This is a genomic window from Methylomonas sp. LWB, from assembly GCF_001856095.1.
In the GTDB taxonomy this organism is placed as follows: domain Bacteria; phylum Pseudomonadota; class Gammaproteobacteria; order Methylococcales; family Methylomonadaceae; genus Methylomonas; species Methylomonas koyamae_A.
Window position 1 is genome coordinate 179,461 of record NZ_MKMC01000089.1, and the last position, 15,257, is coordinate 194,717.

Below are 15,257 nucleotides of genomic sequence, written 5' to 3' on the forward strand. Positions count from 1 at the left end.
GAGTGAGTTTTCAGGGATTGAAACCATACGCTACATTCAATTCCGCAGGTACTTAAATACCTCAGCCGCAGCATCTACGGTCGCCTGCAAATCCTCATCCATATGCGCGGCAGAAACGAAACCGGCCTCGAACGCCGACGGCGCCAGATAAACTCCGTGTTCCAACATCGCATGGAAGAAATGTTTGAAACTCTCGACGTCACAGGCCATCACTTGCGCGAAACGGCTGACGGTTTTTTCTTCAGTGAAAAACAATCCGAACATCGCCCCGACCTGATTGGTCGTGAAAGCGATGCCAGCCTGATCGGCGGCGTTCTGCAAGCCGGCCAGCAATTGCGTGGTTTTGGCGGTCAAGGCCTCGTAGAAACCGGATACGGAAATCAATTCCAGGGTTTTCAATCCGGCGGCCATCGCCACAGGACACCCGGACAGCGTGCCGGCTTGATAAACCGGGCCCAGCGGTGCCAGATATTCCATGATCTTGCGGCTGCCGCCGAAAGCGCCGACCGGCAGGCCGCCGCCGATGATTTTACCCAGCGTGGTCAAATCCGGTTTGATGCCATATAGACCTTGCGCGCCTTGTAAGCCGACGCGGAAACCAGTCATTACTTCGTCGAAGATCAATACGCTGCCGTACTGGTCGCAGACTTCCCGCAAGGTTTGTAAAAAGCCCGGTTCCGGCGGAATGCAGTTCATGTTGCCGGCCACCGGTTCGACGATGATGCAAGCGATTTTGTCGCCGACTTCGACAAAGGTCTGCTTCACCGCGTCGCTGTCATTATAAGCCAGCGTGATGGTATCGGCGGCCAGCGCGGCCGGCACGCCGGGCGAGCTGGGTACGCCTAACGTCAATGCGCCGGAACCGGCTTTTACTAATAAGGAATCGGAATGGCCGTGATAGCAGCCTTCGAATTTGACGATCTTGTCGCGGCCGGTGTAACCGCGCGCCAAGCGCAACGCGCTCATGGTGGCTTCGGTGCCGGAGCTAACCATGCGGATCATTTCTATCGAAGGCAGCAACTCGCAAACCGTTTGAGCCATCAGCGTTTCGATCTCGGTCGGCGCGCCGAAACTCAGACCTTTTTCCGCGCTGAGTTTGACTGCATCGATCACGGCCGGATGGGCATGACCCAAAATCATCGGCCCCCAGGAACCGACGTAATCGATATAGCGTTTGCCTTCGGCGTCCCAGACGTAAGCGCCTTGAGCGCGATCGAAATACACCGGCGTGCCACTGACACCCTTGAAGGCCCGCACCGGCGAGTTGACGCCGCCGGGAATGACTTGTTGAGCTTGAGAAAAAAGTTCGCTGGATGAGGTCATGATGAAAAAATCCGTTGGCAAATCGCTATCGCTAATCGAGGGAAAAGGGCATTTCCGGCCATTCTCCGGCACACTAGTTTTCAAGCGGTTGACTGTGAAATAAGGTTAAAACCCGAGGAGACTCCGAACAATTTAATTCGGTTAGCGGTTTTTCTACCTCGCCAAAAACGGAATCCACCGTTTTCCGTTAATCCCGAACTCATTGCTCCGGCTAGAAATTGTCGGGGCTGTTCGCATTGAGCCGCTCGACCGGACCGATTGTGACTGAAGCCACTACCGCGGGTATTAGTTTTCGGAGGCGAATGCTGGTTTATCGTTGACCAGCATCAACCTAAACCGGTTGGGGTTTACTAAGGCTTGCCGAACAAATGCGGACCTTTAGGTACCGGTTTGTTTTGCAGGCAAAAATAGGCCGCCGCATCGAACTTGATTTGCAGCGAGTGGGTATCTTCGTGTTCTTTCAAATACTTTTCGGCTTCGGTATCTGCCAAGTCTTCGGACATATGCCGAGCGATACAGCCGCAGCTTTCTTCCAAGCGCGGTTTATCCACATCAGGATTGTTCGAGTTACGCAATTCGCGTTCAGTACATTTTTGTGCGAATTCCTTTTCGAATCGAAACTTGGCGGTGTCGGTGGCTTCGCCGTGCTCGACGTGTTTTTTCTCCGGCGCCTTGGCCTTGGCAGCGGATTTTTCCGAACCGGCCGGCTGCGACTTATCCTCCGAACAAGCGGTGATCGTCAAGGCCGCCACGGATAGCAGAACCGCGCCGATAAGTTTTGATTTGGGATGGATGGTCTTCATGTGGCTTATCTATAGTTAGTTGAGTAAGTTTTCCAGCAAACCGGCAATTTGTTGCTGTTGTCGCCGCTGAGCGACCCGGTTGGCGATCACGATGCTTTTTAATTGGTTTAGCGCGGTTTCGAAGTCGTCGTTGACCACCAGATAATCGAATTCCGGATAGTGGCTGATTTCGGTGACGGCGTCTTGCATCCGGCGGGCAATGGTTTCCTCGGTATCCTGACCGCGCCCGCGCAAGCGCTGTTTTAAAATCTCGATCGACGGCGGCAGGACAAAGATCGACTCGCTGTCCGGCAGCATATTCCTAACTTGTTGAGCGCCTTGCCAATCGATTTCCAAAATCACATCGGTACCGTCCGCCAACGCCAATTCGACGGTCCGTTGAGCGGTGCCATAGAAATTGTCGAATACCTGAGCGTGTTCGAGAAAGGCCTGCCGTTCTATCATGGCTTTGAATTCGTCAAGCGACACGAAAAAATAATCGACGCCGTTTTGTTCGCCAACCCGCATCGGCCGCGTCGTATGCGAAATCGATACGGTCAGACCGTCCAGTTCGGCGGTCAAACGTTTGACCAAACTGGTTTTCCCTGCGCCGGAAGGCGCGGAAACGATGTAAAGTTTGCCGGTAGTCATTGTAAAAAGCTGGAAATCGATGCGGCCGCCATTCTTTTCTGATAACGACCAAGAGTCAAGCCCTATCCCGCCGCTGTGCTATCATTTGCCGTCTTTTTTAGACGTCTTAGACACCCCCGATGAGTGTGATTTGGAACAACTGCCTGGCCAAGCTGGAACATGAAATTCCCGGCACCGACCTGAATACGTGGATCCGGCCACTGCAAGCGGTGGAAACCGACAGCCAGTTAAAACTGCTCGCGCCCAATCGCTTCATCATTGATCATATCAAGCAACATTTTCTGACCCGCATCGAAGACGCGGTCAACGAATTTTCCAACGCCACGCTAGCGGTGCATTTCGAAATCGGCAGCAAGAAAGCGTCGGCGATCAAAACGCAAACGCTGAACAAAAGTCCGGTTCAGAAAAAAAACCAACCCAATTTTTTAAACAAGGCGTTCACCTTCGAAAGCTTCGTCGAGGGTAAATCCAACCAATTGGCGCGCGCCGCATCAGTCACGGTTTCCGACAACATCGGCAAGGTGTACAACCCGCTCTTTATTTACGGCAGTTCCGGCTTGGGCAAAACCCATTTGATGCACGCTATCGGCAATGCAGTGCTGCAGAAAAAACCGGACGCCAACATCGTCTACCTGCATTCGGAAAAATTCGTGCAGGATATGGTCAAGGCCTTGCAGCAAAACCAGATCAATCATTTCAAGGATTACTATCGCAACATCGACGTGTTGTTAATGGACGATATTCAATTTCTGGCCGGCAAGGAACGTTCGCAGGAAGAGTTTTTCCACACCTTTAATAACCTGCTCGACCAAAAACATCAAGTGGTACTAACTTGCGATAAGTACCCGAAGGAAATCGAGGGCCTGGAAGACCGTTTGAAATCCCGCTTCAGTTGGGGTTTGCCGGTGGCGATAGAACCGCCCGACCTGGAAACCCGCACCGCGATTTTAATCAAGAAAGCCCAACAGGTTGGCGTGGACCTTAGCCACGACGTGGCGTTTTTCATCGCCAAGCGCATTCCGTCCAACGTGCGGGATTTGGAAGGCGCGCTACGGCGGGTGGTCGCGAATTCGCAATTCACCGGCCGCGACATCACCGTCGAATTTACCAAGGAAGCCTTGCACGATTTGATCAGCTTGCAGGACAAACTGGTCAGCATCGACAATATCCAAAAAACCGTCGCCGAATACTTCAAAATCCGGGTCGCCGACTTATCGTCGAAAAACCGCAAGCAGTCGATTACCCGCCCTAGACAAATCGCCATGACTTTAGCCAGGGAACTGACTTCGCACAGCTACCCGGAAATCGGCGATGCTTTCGGCGGCCGCGACCACACCACCGTTATCAATGCTTGCAAACGAGTCGCCGAACTCAAGGACGAAGACGTCAAAATGGCGGAAGACTACAAAAACCTGCTGCGCACGCTGTCGCACTAAGCCTTGCAGCGGGCGATATCGCTCGCTGCCGCCAACTCCGGGCGCTTTCCGCCCAAAGCCACCACGCCGGCTCAAACACTAAACCTCGAAGTTCAGGCATCGATCGCTCTTCCTGTTTCTCGGTCGTATCCCCATTCGCGCGGAAAGACCGGTCATTCCGACGGCAATCTTTCGAATTACTCGCTTGACCGAAACGCGAACGATGTTTGTCGCAAACTTCTTATTTCTCCAATCCCTAAAAATTAGTCCTTCCCGCTCGAACAGCCGCCAATCAAACGGGTATCTTCGGCCTAATCCATTGCCTACACCGTCGATTCGCGCGTCGAGAAACCGTCATTTCTGCTGTTGACTATCCTGTCTTTATCCCACCGAGTAGATTGTGGTTCAGCTGTGCATAACTTCAAGACTCGAAGTTGTCCACAGTTGCCGCACAGGCGTTACCTACCCGAAAAGACAAGATTCGCCAGACACTAAGACTATGAAAGCACTTCTAAAATTGGGCTTACCCACAACCAAAGGGCTTGCTAATAGCAGTAATAAACTATATTTCTTTTACATTGTTATTGATTAATTCGACGCGAGACGGTCGAAACGAAAAGTCGGTAAACAGACAGACAAAGCCCGTGGAACTCGTTTTTCGAGATTTGCGCGGGTGACGAAAACCGTCAAGCACGCACTAGCTTTTTCCACGATAATACGCCGACCAATTGTGGAAAACCCTGTCATTAGGACCTGGCGCTCTTGGCACGAAACTTGTGGATAAAGTTGCCATCTCTCGTTGTCCACAAATCGTCAACAGGCTATGGGCCGGGATCGCCGCCTTGTTACGTACAAGACAATCGTTTGTTTTATATTGTGTAAATCGGGTTTTCCACAGCTTTGCGACTTGTTAATAGTAAAAATAAAAAATAGATATCTATGAAATTTGTTATTAGCCGAGATCTGATTCTGCCATCGTTGCAGCAAATCGTCAGTGTTATAGAAAAGCGCCAGACCATGCCTATTCTTTCCAACGTGTTGTTGTGGGCGGATGAAAGTTCTCTGGTGATGACCGGTACCGATACCGAAATCCAAATCGTCAGCAAGGTCTATTGTGAATCGATAGAAAACCCTGGCGTCATCACGGTACCGGCTCGCAAGTTTTTAGATATTTGCCGGTTATTGCCTGGCGGTGCGGAGCTCAAGTTCGAGTTGCATGAAGACAAGGTAAAACTATCCTCGGGCCGTAGCCGATTTTCGTTGAGCACCTTGCCGGCGGAGCATTATCCGGAGTTTAACGAATCGGAATACGAATACCGGTTTGCGTTGAATGCCAGCAAATTTAAGAAGGGCCTGGATAAAACCCTGTTTTGCATGGCCAACCAGGATGTCAGGTATTACCTGAACGGTTTATTGCTTCACGTCAGTAATTCGAAGATGAAACTGGTGGCGTCCGACGGCCATCGCTTGGCGATTTTCGAGGACGACATCGGTTTCGCCACCGGCTACGAATCGCGCATCATCATTCCCCGCAAAGCGGTTCAGGAGCTAAACCGTTTGCTGGACGATCCCGAAGCGGAATTGGATGTACAGTTCTCGGCCAACCATATCAAGGTCCAATTCAAAGATGTGGTATTCTCCTCAAAGCTGATAGATGCCAAGTTTCCCGACTTCAGTAAAGTCTTCAACCAATCTTTCATGACGCCGTTGCTGATTCAAAAGCAGGTGTTGCGCGACGCCCTGACTCGGGTGGCGATCTTGTCCAACGAAAAATACAAGGGCGTGACCTTCGACATCGGCGGCGACGTTCTTAAGCTGAGCACGCATAACCCGGAACACGACGAAGCGGAAGAAGAACTGATCATCGATTATCACGGTCAGACGCTGAGTATTTCCTTCAACTCGCAATACATGCTGGATGCGGTTTCGAATCTTGATTCCGAATTGGCGGTGCTGACGATAGCGGGCAATGCCAGCAGTTGTTTTATCGAAGAACCCGAACAACCCTTATTTAAATTCATTGTCATGCCGATGCGCCTGTAAGCGGGACAATGACCTTGATCGCACTGGATGTTTTTTCGGTTAGAAACATCCGTGAAGCCAGCCTTACTCCTTCGCCGGCAATCAACCTGATTACCGGCGCCAATGCCAGCGGCAAAAGTTCGTTGCTGGAAGCCATTTTCATTCTTGGGCGCGCCCGGTCCTTTCGCACCACGCATATCAAGCAAGCCATTGCCTTCGACCAAACCCACCTGGTGGTGTCCGCGCAAAATCGCCAGCAAGGCCAATCGCTAAGTCGGATTGGGATTCAAATCGACGCCAAGCAATGCGAAATTCGCATCGACGGCGAGAATCGGCAAAAGTCGGATTTGGCCTATGCACTGCCCGTACAGTTGATCGACCCAAAGAGTTACCGCCTGCTTGATGCAGGTCCGCAAGTTCGCCGCGAGTTTCTGGATTGGGGGATTTTCAATCAGCACAAACAGTTTCTGGGTCATTGGCGGAAATACGCCAAGGCACTGCAGCAACGTAACAGTCTGTTGAAGTCTCGCCAACTCAGACAAATTCCGGCGTGGGACCGAGAGTTGGCCGAGCACGGCAAGGTCATCAACCAATTTCGACAAGCCTATGTTGACGAACTGTTGCCGGTGTTTAACGAAACCGCACGGCAATTTTTAACGGACGTTCAAGCGGATGTTCGTTTTCATCCGGGATGGCCTGATGAAAACGAATTGGAACATTACCTGAAACAGGATTTGGATAGAGATCTGCGTTACGGATTTACCCATAGCGGACCGCATCGCGCAGACTTCATTTGTTATTGCGACAAACGCCCAGCCAAGGACTTCCTATCCAGAGGACAGCAAAAGCTCTATGTACTGGCTTTACTGATGGCGCAAGTAACGTTGTTGAACCGGATTAGCCCGAATGCCTGCTGCATTTTGATCGACGACTTGGCGGCGGAATTGGATACAGAAAACAAGTCAAAATTGTTAAAATATCTGGCTGAACTGAACTGCCAAGTCTTTATCACCAGTACCGATTTTTCCGACTTCGGCGATTTGGCGCCTCTCAAAACTTATAAAAGGTTTCACGTGGAACACGGAAGAATTCAAACGCCGTGATCGCAACGCGGACAAGACAACACAATAACTATAACTCTCACCAGCAGAAGCAACGATGCAGGAATAGATCCCCTCTGGCGTCAATGCGGCAAAACCCTACATTACGGAACACACCATGAGTGAACAATACGACAGTTCGAACATCACAGTACTGAAAGGCCTGGATGCGGTCAGAAAACGTCCCGGCATGTACATAGGCGATACCGACGACGGTTCCGGCTTGCATCACATGGTGTTCGAAGTAGTCGACAATTCCATTGACGAAGCCTTGGCCGGCTACTGTAAAGGTGTCGATGTGGTGATACACGAAAACGGTTCGGTATCGGTCTACGACGACGGTCGCGGTATCCCGGTCGATATTCACAAGGAAGAAGGCCGTTCCGCCGCCGAAGTCATCATGACCGTCTTGCACGCCGGCGGTAAGTTCGACGACAACGCCTACAAGGTGTCAGGCGGCTTGCACGGCGTCGGGGTTTCGGTCGTGAATGCGTTATCCGAAGAGCTGACATTGAAGGTGCGCAAGAACGGTAAATTGCACATGCAAAAATATGTGCTCGGCGAACCGGTCGCACCGCTGGCCATCGTTGGCGATGCCGAAGGCAGCGGCACCTACATCAACTTCAAGCCCAGCCCGACCATCTTCACCAACATCGAATTCCACTACGACATACTTGCCAAACGGCTGCGCGAATTATCCTTCCTCAACTCCGGCGTCAGAATCTCGCTACGCGACGAGCGCACCGGCAAGGAAGACGTGTTCGAATTCGAAGGCGGCATCAGCGCCTTCGTGCAACACCTGAATAAAAACAAAACCCCGCTGTTCGAAAAAGTGTTTCACTTCCAGGCCGAGAAAGAAGGCGTCACTGTTGAAGTCGCGATGCAATGGAACGATTCCTATCAGGAAAATGTGTTCTGCTACACCAACAATATTCCGCAACGCGATGGCGGTACCCACTTGGCCGGCTTCCGGGCCGCGCTGACTCGCACCATCAACCAATACATCGAAAGCAACGGTCTGGCTAAAAAGGAAAAGGTCGCCACCACCGGCGACGATGCTCGCGAAGGTTTGACCGCCGTATTGTCGGTGAAAGTCCCCGATCCCAAGTTCTCGTCGCAAACCAAGGACAAACTGGTGTCCTCGGAAGTCAAACCGCTGGTCGAATCGACGATGAACGAGAAACTCCAGGAATTTCTGCTGGAGCAGCCTCAAGTTGCTAAAGCAATCGCCGGCAAGATTATCGACGCCGCCCGCGCCCGCGAAGCGGCCCGCAAGGCCCGCGAAATGACTCGCCGCAAAACCACGCTGGATATCGCCGGCCTGCCCGGTAAATTGGCCGACTGTCAGGAAAAAGACCCGGCCTTGTCCGAACTGTTCATCGTGGAAGGGGACTCGGCCGGCGGTTCCGCCAAACAAGGCCGCGACCGCCGCACCCAGGCCATCCTGCCGCTGAAAGGTAAAATTCTGAACGTGGAACGCGCCCGCTTCGACAGAATGATTTCATCGGAAGAAGTCGGCACCTTGATTACCGCGCTGGGCTGCGGCATCGGCAAGGACGAATACAACGTCGACAAACTGCGCTACCACCGCATCATCATCATGACCGACGCCGACGTCGACGGCTCGCACATCCGCACCCTGCTGCTGACCTTCTTCTATCGGCAATTGCCGGAGCTGGTCGAACGCGGCCATATCTACATCGCCCAACCGCCGCTGTATAAAGTCAAAAAAGGCAAACAAGAACATTACGTCAAGGACGACAGCGCCTTGAATCAATACCTGATCCAATTGGCGCTGGACAAGGCCCAACTGCAAACCGACGCCGATACGCCGATCATCCAGGGCCAGGGCCTGGAAAAGCTGGCAACCGAATTCGCCGAGGTCATGGCGGTCATAAATCGCCTGTCCAGACGCTACGACGACCTGTATCTGGAACAAATGACCTATTTACAGCCCCTGGACGCCACCGCCAAGGCCGACGAAGCGAAACTGAGCGCCTGGTTTGCCGATTTGGAACAGAAGCTCAACAGCGGCGACCACAAGGCCGTATTCAGCACCGAGGTTAAATATCACGGTGCCGACGACTTCGACATCACCGTCAACAAGCGCCTGCACGGCATCACCAAAAGCTTCGTGCTGCACTCAACCTTCTTTACCGGCATGGACTATCAAAAAATCGCCCGCTACGCCGAGCAAACCCTGAGCCTGTTCGGTCCGGATTCAGTGATGCGGATGGGCGAGCGGGAACAAAGCGTCGCCAACTTCAAGGAAGCCTTCGAATGGATGATGAAGGAAGTCAAAAAAGGCCAGCACATCCAACGCTACAAAGGTTTGGGCGAAATGAACCCGGAACAACTCTGGGAAACCACGCTGGACAGCAACAGCCGCCGCCTGCTGCAAGTCACCATCAACGACGTGATCGCCGCCGACGAAATCTTCACCACGCTAATGGGCGACGTCGTCGAACCGCGCCGGGATTTCATCGTTAAGAACGCGCTGGATGTGGCGAATTTGGATGTGTAGCTTTTGTTTTCAACGCAGTCGTGACTGACAGGTTTGAAATAACGCCGTTTCTAAAGTGGGCAGGGGGAAAACGTTGGTTTGTTCAACGTCATGCGGATTTGATCCCTAAGAACTTTAATAGGTATATCGAACCCTTTCTTGGTGGTGGGTCGGTGTTCTTTTACCTTCAGCCAAGTTGCTCCCTACTTGGCGATGCCAATCCCGATTTGATTGCCGCTTATCGTGGAATTAAAGAGAACTGGAAGGCGGTTGTGAAAAGCTTGCAATATCACAGTCGTCAGCATTCGGATGAGTATTTCTATTTAATGAGAGGCTCGCATCCCAAAGATGTTATCCGGCGTGCCTCAAGAATGATTTATCTTAATCGGACATGCTTTAATGGAATTTACCGCGTGAATCTTCGCGGTGAATTCAATGTACCCAGAGGCACGAAAGACTCTGTTTTGCTCTCCAGTGATCGTTTTGATTTGATAGCAAAGCTACTTGAAAGTGCTGACATTCGTTCTGCAGATTTTGAGATTCTTATAGACGAGGCACAGACGGATGATTTTATATTTGCGGATCCTCCTTATACTGTTAGGCATAACTTCAACGGTTTCGTGAAATACAACGAAAAACTCTTCTCTTGGCAGGATCAAGAGCGATTGGCAGAAGCTTTGATCCGCGCCAAGAATCGAGGAGTTCATATCCTATCGACAAATGCAAATCACTCGTCGATTCGGGACCTTTACGAAAATTACGGTTTCAAGCTAAATACAACTTCACGTTTTTCTTCTATATCTGCTTTATCGAAGCATAGAAAGCAGTTCGACGAAATGATCATTTCTTTTACCTCAGGCGATGGACAGTCATGACAGATCTTTTTCAAATGGTTAATGCTACGGCAACCCAGGGTAATCCTATCGAGGCGCTAAGAGTTTTCTTAGACCGAGAGGCGCAAGTAGAGGCGGCTCGTCAGGTCGATAAAATGCGCTTTGTTGGTTATGTCTTGGAATTAGGGTACGACGCAGCGAAGATCATCACCAGCGATCCTTACAAACTTGCTGTTGGAGGAATTCCGCGTGGTTCGTTTTTGATAATGACTCCTGTCAGTGCAGGAAATGCACCCCCCCATTTCACTCTGCTCCGTGTAACGGGAGTATCCCCTACACCCTTGAGTAATCAAGTACAACAAACCTATTTCGAACTCCATAAAAAGTCCATGCCTGAGCTCGACCGTTGGACTCAAAGTGAACTTCAGTGGGGCGCTCTTGATTGTGATGTGTTGGGTATGTTCTACGCGGATCCTACCAATATGCAGTGCTTAGCATTCTCGGGTGATGTGAATAATGTGGTCAGTGCTCATCGATATAAAGTGTTTGCTCCAGATGAAGCCTTACTCAAAGTGATTGTTAATGGAACTGTTAAGCCAGAACAGCAGTTTGAGGTCGGCAGGCTACGCACTATGGAATGCGGTCTTTCCAGTAACGGCGGCATTAGTAACATTCCTGTCAACATATCGATCAGGGACTTCCGTGGCTGTCGAACCGCCATGTTCGGTAAAACTCGGCTGGGTAAATCCAATGTCGTTAAACTTATTGCTCAGGGCATTTTGGAATCAACAAAGTCTGACAACAGTATTGGACAGTTGATTTTTGATATCAACGGCGAGTACGCCAATGACAACCCACAAGATGGGAATAAATCGATTCGTTCAGCTTACGAATCCCGATGCGAAGTCTATGCATTAACAAAGAGACCAGCGACCCCGTCGAAACCGCTCCGTCTTAATTTCTATGAGAAGCCTGAATCTTGCATCGAAATCATTGCCTCGATGCTGGAGCAGGACAACAAGATGTCGAACTACGTCCGCAGCTTTGCTAACGTGAAGCTGCCATCGATTGAGTCGATCGCGACAATAGGGCCAGACGAAAAGACTCGGCCAATTAGAAAGATTCAAATGTATTGGGCAATCCTGAAGAAAGCAGGATTCCAAGCAGATGAGTCACGTCTGCGTACCAAAGGTCTCACATCCAGAAACGCGAAAAATTTTGACCCACATTTCAATAATTCACTCCGAACTGCCGCATATCAGGCAGTTAGAAATTCCGTACCACCGAGTGAACCACAAAGCCTCGATGCATTGGTAAGTGAGCTTGAGGTAATTGCTCAATTCCGGCGAGAAAACGCAAACGATCCTTCTCTTCAGTCATCAAGCGGGAAAGGAATGTTTGATGCTGATGATGCTGCGTTGCTTGAGTTTCTAAGTCCGGCAAGCGGTTCTGGGCCTACGATTTTGCGTGGATATATGACATATCATGCCCCTGACGCGGGTGATTTTATTGCGGATATCCTGACGCTATTGGATGCAGGAAAGACCGTAATTCTCGACCTTGGAAATGCAACAGACCAGATACGGCGTTACTTTGCTGATATGCTGTCCAAAGCAGTTTTTAGCCATCAAGAGCAGAAGTTTGTTGGCAATAGTTTAGGTGGTCATTTTGTTCAACTCTATTTCGAAGAAGCCCATAACCTATTCCCCCCACAGACGAAGGACTTGACCGGTGTGTATGCCAGGTTTGCGAAAGAGGGAGCCAAGTTCCATATAGGAATGGTGTATTCAACACAATCACCTTCAACGATCAATAGTGAACTTCTGGCTCAAACTGAAAATTTCTTTGTTGGTCATCTTTCAAGCCAGGATGAAACAAGGAGCCTTTCTCGAGTCCAGATAGCATTTTCAGGTATTGAGGAGGATATTCTTCGGGCTAAAACTCCGGGTTATATGCGTATGCTCACCATGTCTCATCGCTTTGTGATACCGGTTCAAGCTCATCGTTTTGAAGCCACCGCATCTTAGGGAGTATTGCGATGCCATATTCAGCTGGAGCGAGATTGCCAGGGGAATCAGCCTCAAAACTCGGCCACTTGGCGGTTATCCGGAGTGAATGGGTACGTGCATTAGTAAGTGAGTTTGAAGCCGCTAAGGCTGAGGAACAGGATCCAACAAATACGCTTTGGGAAACATATAGCGCAGAGGGTGTAACACCACTACGAAATGTTTGGGCTGTTGACGGCTCCTTTGTTTCTATTCAATCAGAGCAAAAGCCTCCGCGAGAAGTTGCATTCGTTAAAACAGCCTTGTTGACTGTTGATCGCGTCCGCCTCGAAGCCATAGATAAAGATCATCCTCACCCTCTGCTACTTCAGGATGTTCTGACCGGAAGCGCCGTCTTCCACGCTACCGTTTTTCCGTTGAAAAACATTAGAACAGTACTTGGCTCTAACTATGATGCGGTAAGGCATATCGTCCGCGATTCGATGAAAATTGATGAGGGCGGAGCCTTCTACGAAACGCTTAAGTGGATTGCCTATAAGAAATGGGACAAAGCCAATACATCTAATTCGCCGGGGTTTCAGTGCCCCCACTGCCACGAGGATATTGTCCAGGGACTACCACAGAATGCAGACGAAGATGTATGCCCAAACTGCACAAACACAGTCTTCTTGACAGATATGATCGGGTTTCATCTCGATATGGATGAGGAAAGCGCTCCAGATTCCGTGGCGTCTGCCTATATGCTGATCATGGAAACCCTGATGCTTTTTACCGCAATTCGCGTGCTGTGGGGGCATACGGACAAAAGTCTTGTCACTGACACTCTGTTTATCAAGGACGGTCCACTTACGTTGCGAAGTCAATACTCGAAGTTAGTCCCGAATATTCGAGCGTTTTTACAACATGCAAAAGATCTTTCTAGGCCAGTACATGTAATAGGTCAGGAAAAAAGTGGTGCCTTTTTCGATCATTTGGCATCAATAGTCCGCTTTGCGCAGCCACATGAACGAGATCAATCGCCTTCGTTTGCTGTGCTGTCGCACGAATTTGTCCGCCGGGAAGTTCATCGATCCCCGGACCTTGCTAATCCTTACGGGAAAAGAACTAATTGGGGTGAGAAGGTCTATCTGAAGATTGATCCGGGTACATACATGGTATTGAACATACCAACGGGAGATTATCTGGATGATGTTTCGATGCCAACAAAGGAGCAGCTAATTGGGCTGCAACGTATAGTTGCTACGATCCCGAGTCTTGTTAGCCATAAGTTTGAGGGAGCTTTGTTTCCAGTTGAACTTGCAAACGGAATCGCATCAATGTCTAGCTATCCATCGGCGAGCATTTTGCAGCGATTTATCGAGGAGCAGTCACCATAATTGGTTTCAAACTTACGATTGTTGATCTAGTTTACTGAACGTAGAAAAAATAAAGCTTTAGATCGTTTGTAAACAAAAGTTGAAAGCATTCATTGGAGATTTTTATAACTTTGGAGTTCAACCGCGTCGCGGACAAGCTCGGCTTTACCACGCAGCAGGTGGGAACGAGACAAGCGGCGGATTTGTTCGACTCACCGTTGCTGGGTGATTACGAGGGCAATGCCTACTATCTGCTGTACAACGAGCATACCGGCCCCGTCGTAATTTATGGTGAAAGCTGATGAAAATCAGCCCGCTCTATTTTCCGGGTGTTCTTTCAACCACGTTTTCAGGGCGTCATTAATGCGGGTTTGCCAGCCGCTTCCGGTTGCCTTGAAAGCCTCGACAATATCGGCATCCAAACGAATGGCGGTAAACACTTTGGGATTAGCCTTGCGCGGCCTGCCGCCTTTGGGTTTTAGCATTTCAGCTGCCATTTCCGCACCAAAAAGTTCCGGTAGCACCTCTGATGACGGGCGAGCGCGGGCAAAGTCTTGTTCTGTCCACTCCGGGTTATCCTCGTCGAGCGAAGCGGGGTTAATTCGATTGGCCATAGCGTTTTTCCTCTCGTTTATTCGCTTTTCTAAAACTGATGATATGCAGGGCATCGTCACGGGTGGTAAACACCACGGCAAAAAGACGGTCTTCAATCCTGCCGAATGCTCTGAAGCGCCGTTCGCCATAATCCTGGCGGGTGTCTTCCATGATCAAGGGTAAGCGATCTTTGAAGGACGCACTAGAACTGAAACGGACAATGACTTAACCGTTGGCGTGCGATTAGTCCGTTAGGGCGTCGAGATTCCAAGGCAACAGCGCTTCGAACTCTTCGACAGTTTTTGCGGTGGGAAGCTTTCGGAACAGATCGACCAGATAGGTGTAAGGGTCGACGCTATTGGCCTTGCAGGTTTCGATCAACGAGTAAAGATTAGCGCTGGCACGGGCGCCGGCCACCGTATCGCAAAACAACCAATTGCGGCGGCCCACCACGAAGGGGCGTATGGCGTTTTCGCAGAGGTTGTTGTCGATGGGCCAAGCGCCGTTGTCGACGAAGCGGATCAGTTTGGACCACTGCGATGACAAGTAATGCAAAGCCTTGCCCAGCAAACTACCGGGGATTACCGCATGCAGATGTTGTAGCAGCAGGGCTTCGATTTTGACCAAAACCGGTCGGCTTTGCTCCTGGCGCCGCTGCCCACGCTGTTCGACG

General features: G+C 50.5%; 14 protein-coding genes. 8 read left to right on the forward strand and 6 right to left on the reverse strand.

Going from position 1 to position 15,257, the window contains the following annotated elements:
• Window positions 1-36 precede the first annotated feature (36 nt).
• The 3 genes from hemL to gmk all read right to left on the reverse strand — a co-directional run bounded on the left by hemL (window position 37) and on the right by gmk (window position 2,756).
• On the reverse strand, window positions 37-1,323 hold the full coding sequence (gene hemL, locus BJL95_RS22575) for a glutamate-1-semialdehyde 2,1-aminomutase (RefSeq protein WP_071160848.1): 1,287 nt from the start codon (window positions 1,321-1,323) through the stop codon (window positions 37-39).
• Between the two features lie 350 nt (window positions 1,324-1,673).
• On the reverse strand, window positions 1,674-2,126 hold the full coding sequence (locus tag BJL95_RS22580; RefSeq protein WP_071160832.1) for a hypothetical protein: 453 nt from the start codon (window positions 2,124-2,126) through the stop codon (window positions 1,674-1,676).
• 15 nt (window positions 2,127-2,141) lie between these two features.
• Complete coding sequence (gmk, locus tag BJL95_RS22585) at window positions 2,142-2,756, reverse strand: guanylate kinase (protein WP_064031438.1); 615 nt, start codon at window positions 2,754-2,756, stop codon at window positions 2,142-2,144.
• A 119-nt stretch (window positions 2,757-2,875) separates the two neighbouring features.
• Between gmk and dnaA the strand changes: the two genes are divergently transcribed.
• The 8 genes from dnaA to BJL95_RS25365 all read left to right on the forward strand — a co-directional run bounded on the left by dnaA (window position 2,876) and on the right by BJL95_RS25365 (window position 14,292).
• A complete protein-coding gene (gene dnaA / locus BJL95_RS22590; RefSeq protein ID WP_064031437.1) occupies window positions 2,876-4,192 on the forward strand; it encodes a chromosomal replication initiator protein DnaA in 1,317 nt (438 codons plus the stop codon).
• 918 nt (window positions 4,193-5,110) lie between these two features.
• A complete protein-coding gene (dnaN, locus tag BJL95_RS22595; protein ID WP_071160833.1) occupies window positions 5,111-6,214 on the forward strand; it encodes a DNA polymerase III subunit beta in 1,104 nt (367 codons plus the stop codon).
• An 8-nt stretch (window positions 6,215-6,222) separates the two neighbouring features.
• Window positions 6,223-7,296: a DNA replication/repair protein RecF gene (gene recF / locus BJL95_RS22600; RefSeq protein ID WP_071160834.1), complete on the forward strand. Its 1,074-nt coding sequence runs from the start codon at window positions 6,223-6,225 to the stop codon at window positions 7,294-7,296.
• A gap of 115 nt (window positions 7,297-7,411) precedes the next feature.
• Window positions 7,412-9,817: a DNA topoisomerase (ATP-hydrolyzing) subunit B gene (gyrB, locus tag BJL95_RS22605; RefSeq protein ID WP_071160835.1), complete on the forward strand. Its 2,406-nt coding sequence runs from the start codon at window positions 7,412-7,414 to the stop codon at window positions 9,815-9,817.
• Between the two features lie 20 nt (window positions 9,818-9,837).
• Complete coding sequence (locus BJL95_RS22610; RefSeq protein ID WP_071160836.1) at window positions 9,838-10,671, forward strand: Dam family site-specific DNA-(adenine-N6)-methyltransferase; 834 nt, start codon at window positions 9,838-9,840, stop codon at window positions 10,669-10,671.
• The gene (locus tag BJL95_RS22615; RefSeq protein ID WP_071160837.1) at window positions 10,668-12,656 is read left to right on the forward strand and encodes an ATP-binding protein; all 1,989 of its coding nucleotides are present in this window, start codon (window positions 10,668-10,670) and stop codon (window positions 12,654-12,656) included. The genes BJL95_RS22610 and BJL95_RS22615 overlap by 4 nt, the downstream gene beginning before the upstream one ends.
• Before the next feature lie 11 nt (window positions 12,657-12,667).
• Window positions 12,668-14,011: a hypothetical protein gene (locus BJL95_RS22620; protein WP_071160838.1), complete on the forward strand. Its 1,344-nt coding sequence runs from the start codon at window positions 12,668-12,670 to the stop codon at window positions 14,009-14,011.
• A gap of 110 nt (window positions 14,012-14,121) precedes the next feature.
• Complete coding sequence (locus BJL95_RS25365) at window positions 14,122-14,292, forward strand: hypothetical protein (protein WP_175463776.1); 171 nt, start codon at window positions 14,122-14,124, stop codon at window positions 14,290-14,292.
• A 6-nt stretch (window positions 14,293-14,298) separates the two neighbouring features.
• Here BJL95_RS25365 and BJL95_RS22630 read toward each other — a convergent pair whose 3' ends face one another.
• The 3 genes from BJL95_RS22630 to BJL95_RS22635 form a co-directional block, all read right to left on the reverse strand.
• The gene (locus tag BJL95_RS22630; protein WP_071160840.1) at window positions 14,299-14,604 is read right to left on the reverse strand and encodes a BrnA antitoxin family protein; all 306 of its coding nucleotides are present in this window, start codon (window positions 14,602-14,604) and stop codon (window positions 14,299-14,301) included.
• Window positions 14,588-14,806 (reverse strand): BrnT family toxin, encoded by a 219-nt coding sequence (locus BJL95_RS24350; protein WP_302848355.1) that lies wholly within the window; start codon window positions 14,804-14,806, stop codon window positions 14,588-14,590. Before BJL95_RS24350 ends, BJL95_RS22630 begins: the two co-directional genes overlap by 17 nt.
• Before the next feature lie 21 nt (window positions 14,807-14,827).
• Window positions 14,828-15,257 (reverse strand): transposase (locus BJL95_RS22635; RefSeq protein WP_139306269.1); only part of this gene is annotated, 430 nt, incomplete at its 5' end.

Coding starts and splice junctions, on each gene's coding strand:
- dnaA (WP_064031437.1), top strand. CDS start 2,876: ATGAGTGTGATTTGGAACAACTGCCTGGCCAAGCTGGAACATGAAATT.
- dnaN (WP_071160833.1), top strand. CDS start 5,111: ATGAAATTTGTTATTAGCCGAGATCTGATTCTGCCATCGTTGCAGCAA.
- BJL95_RS22580 (WP_071160832.1), bottom strand. CDS start 2,126: ATGAAGACCATCCATCCCAAATCAAAACTTATCGGCGCGGTTCTGCTA.
- gmk (WP_064031438.1), bottom strand. CDS start 2,756: ATGACTACCGGCAAACTTTACATCGTTTCCGCGCCTTCCGGCGCAGGG.
- gyrB (WP_071160835.1), top strand. CDS start 7,412: ATGAGTGAACAATACGACAGTTCGAACATCACAGTACTGAAAGGCCTG.
- BJL95_RS22615 (WP_071160837.1), top strand. CDS start 10,668: ATGACAGATCTTTTTCAAATGGTTAATGCTACGGCAACCCAGGGTAAT.
- BJL95_RS22630 (WP_071160840.1), bottom strand. CDS start 14,604: ATGGCCAATCGAATTAACCCCGCTTCGCTCGACGAGGATAACCCGGAG.
- BJL95_RS22620 (WP_071160838.1), top strand. CDS start 12,668: ATGCCATATTCAGCTGGAGCGAGATTGCCAGGGGAATCAGCCTCAAAA.
- recF (WP_071160834.1), top strand. CDS start 6,223: ATGACCTTGATCGCACTGGATGTTTTTTCGGTTAGAAACATCCGTGAA.
- hemL (WP_071160848.1), bottom strand. CDS start 1,323: ATGACCTCATCCAGCGAACTTTTTTCTCAAGCTCAACAAGTCATTCCC.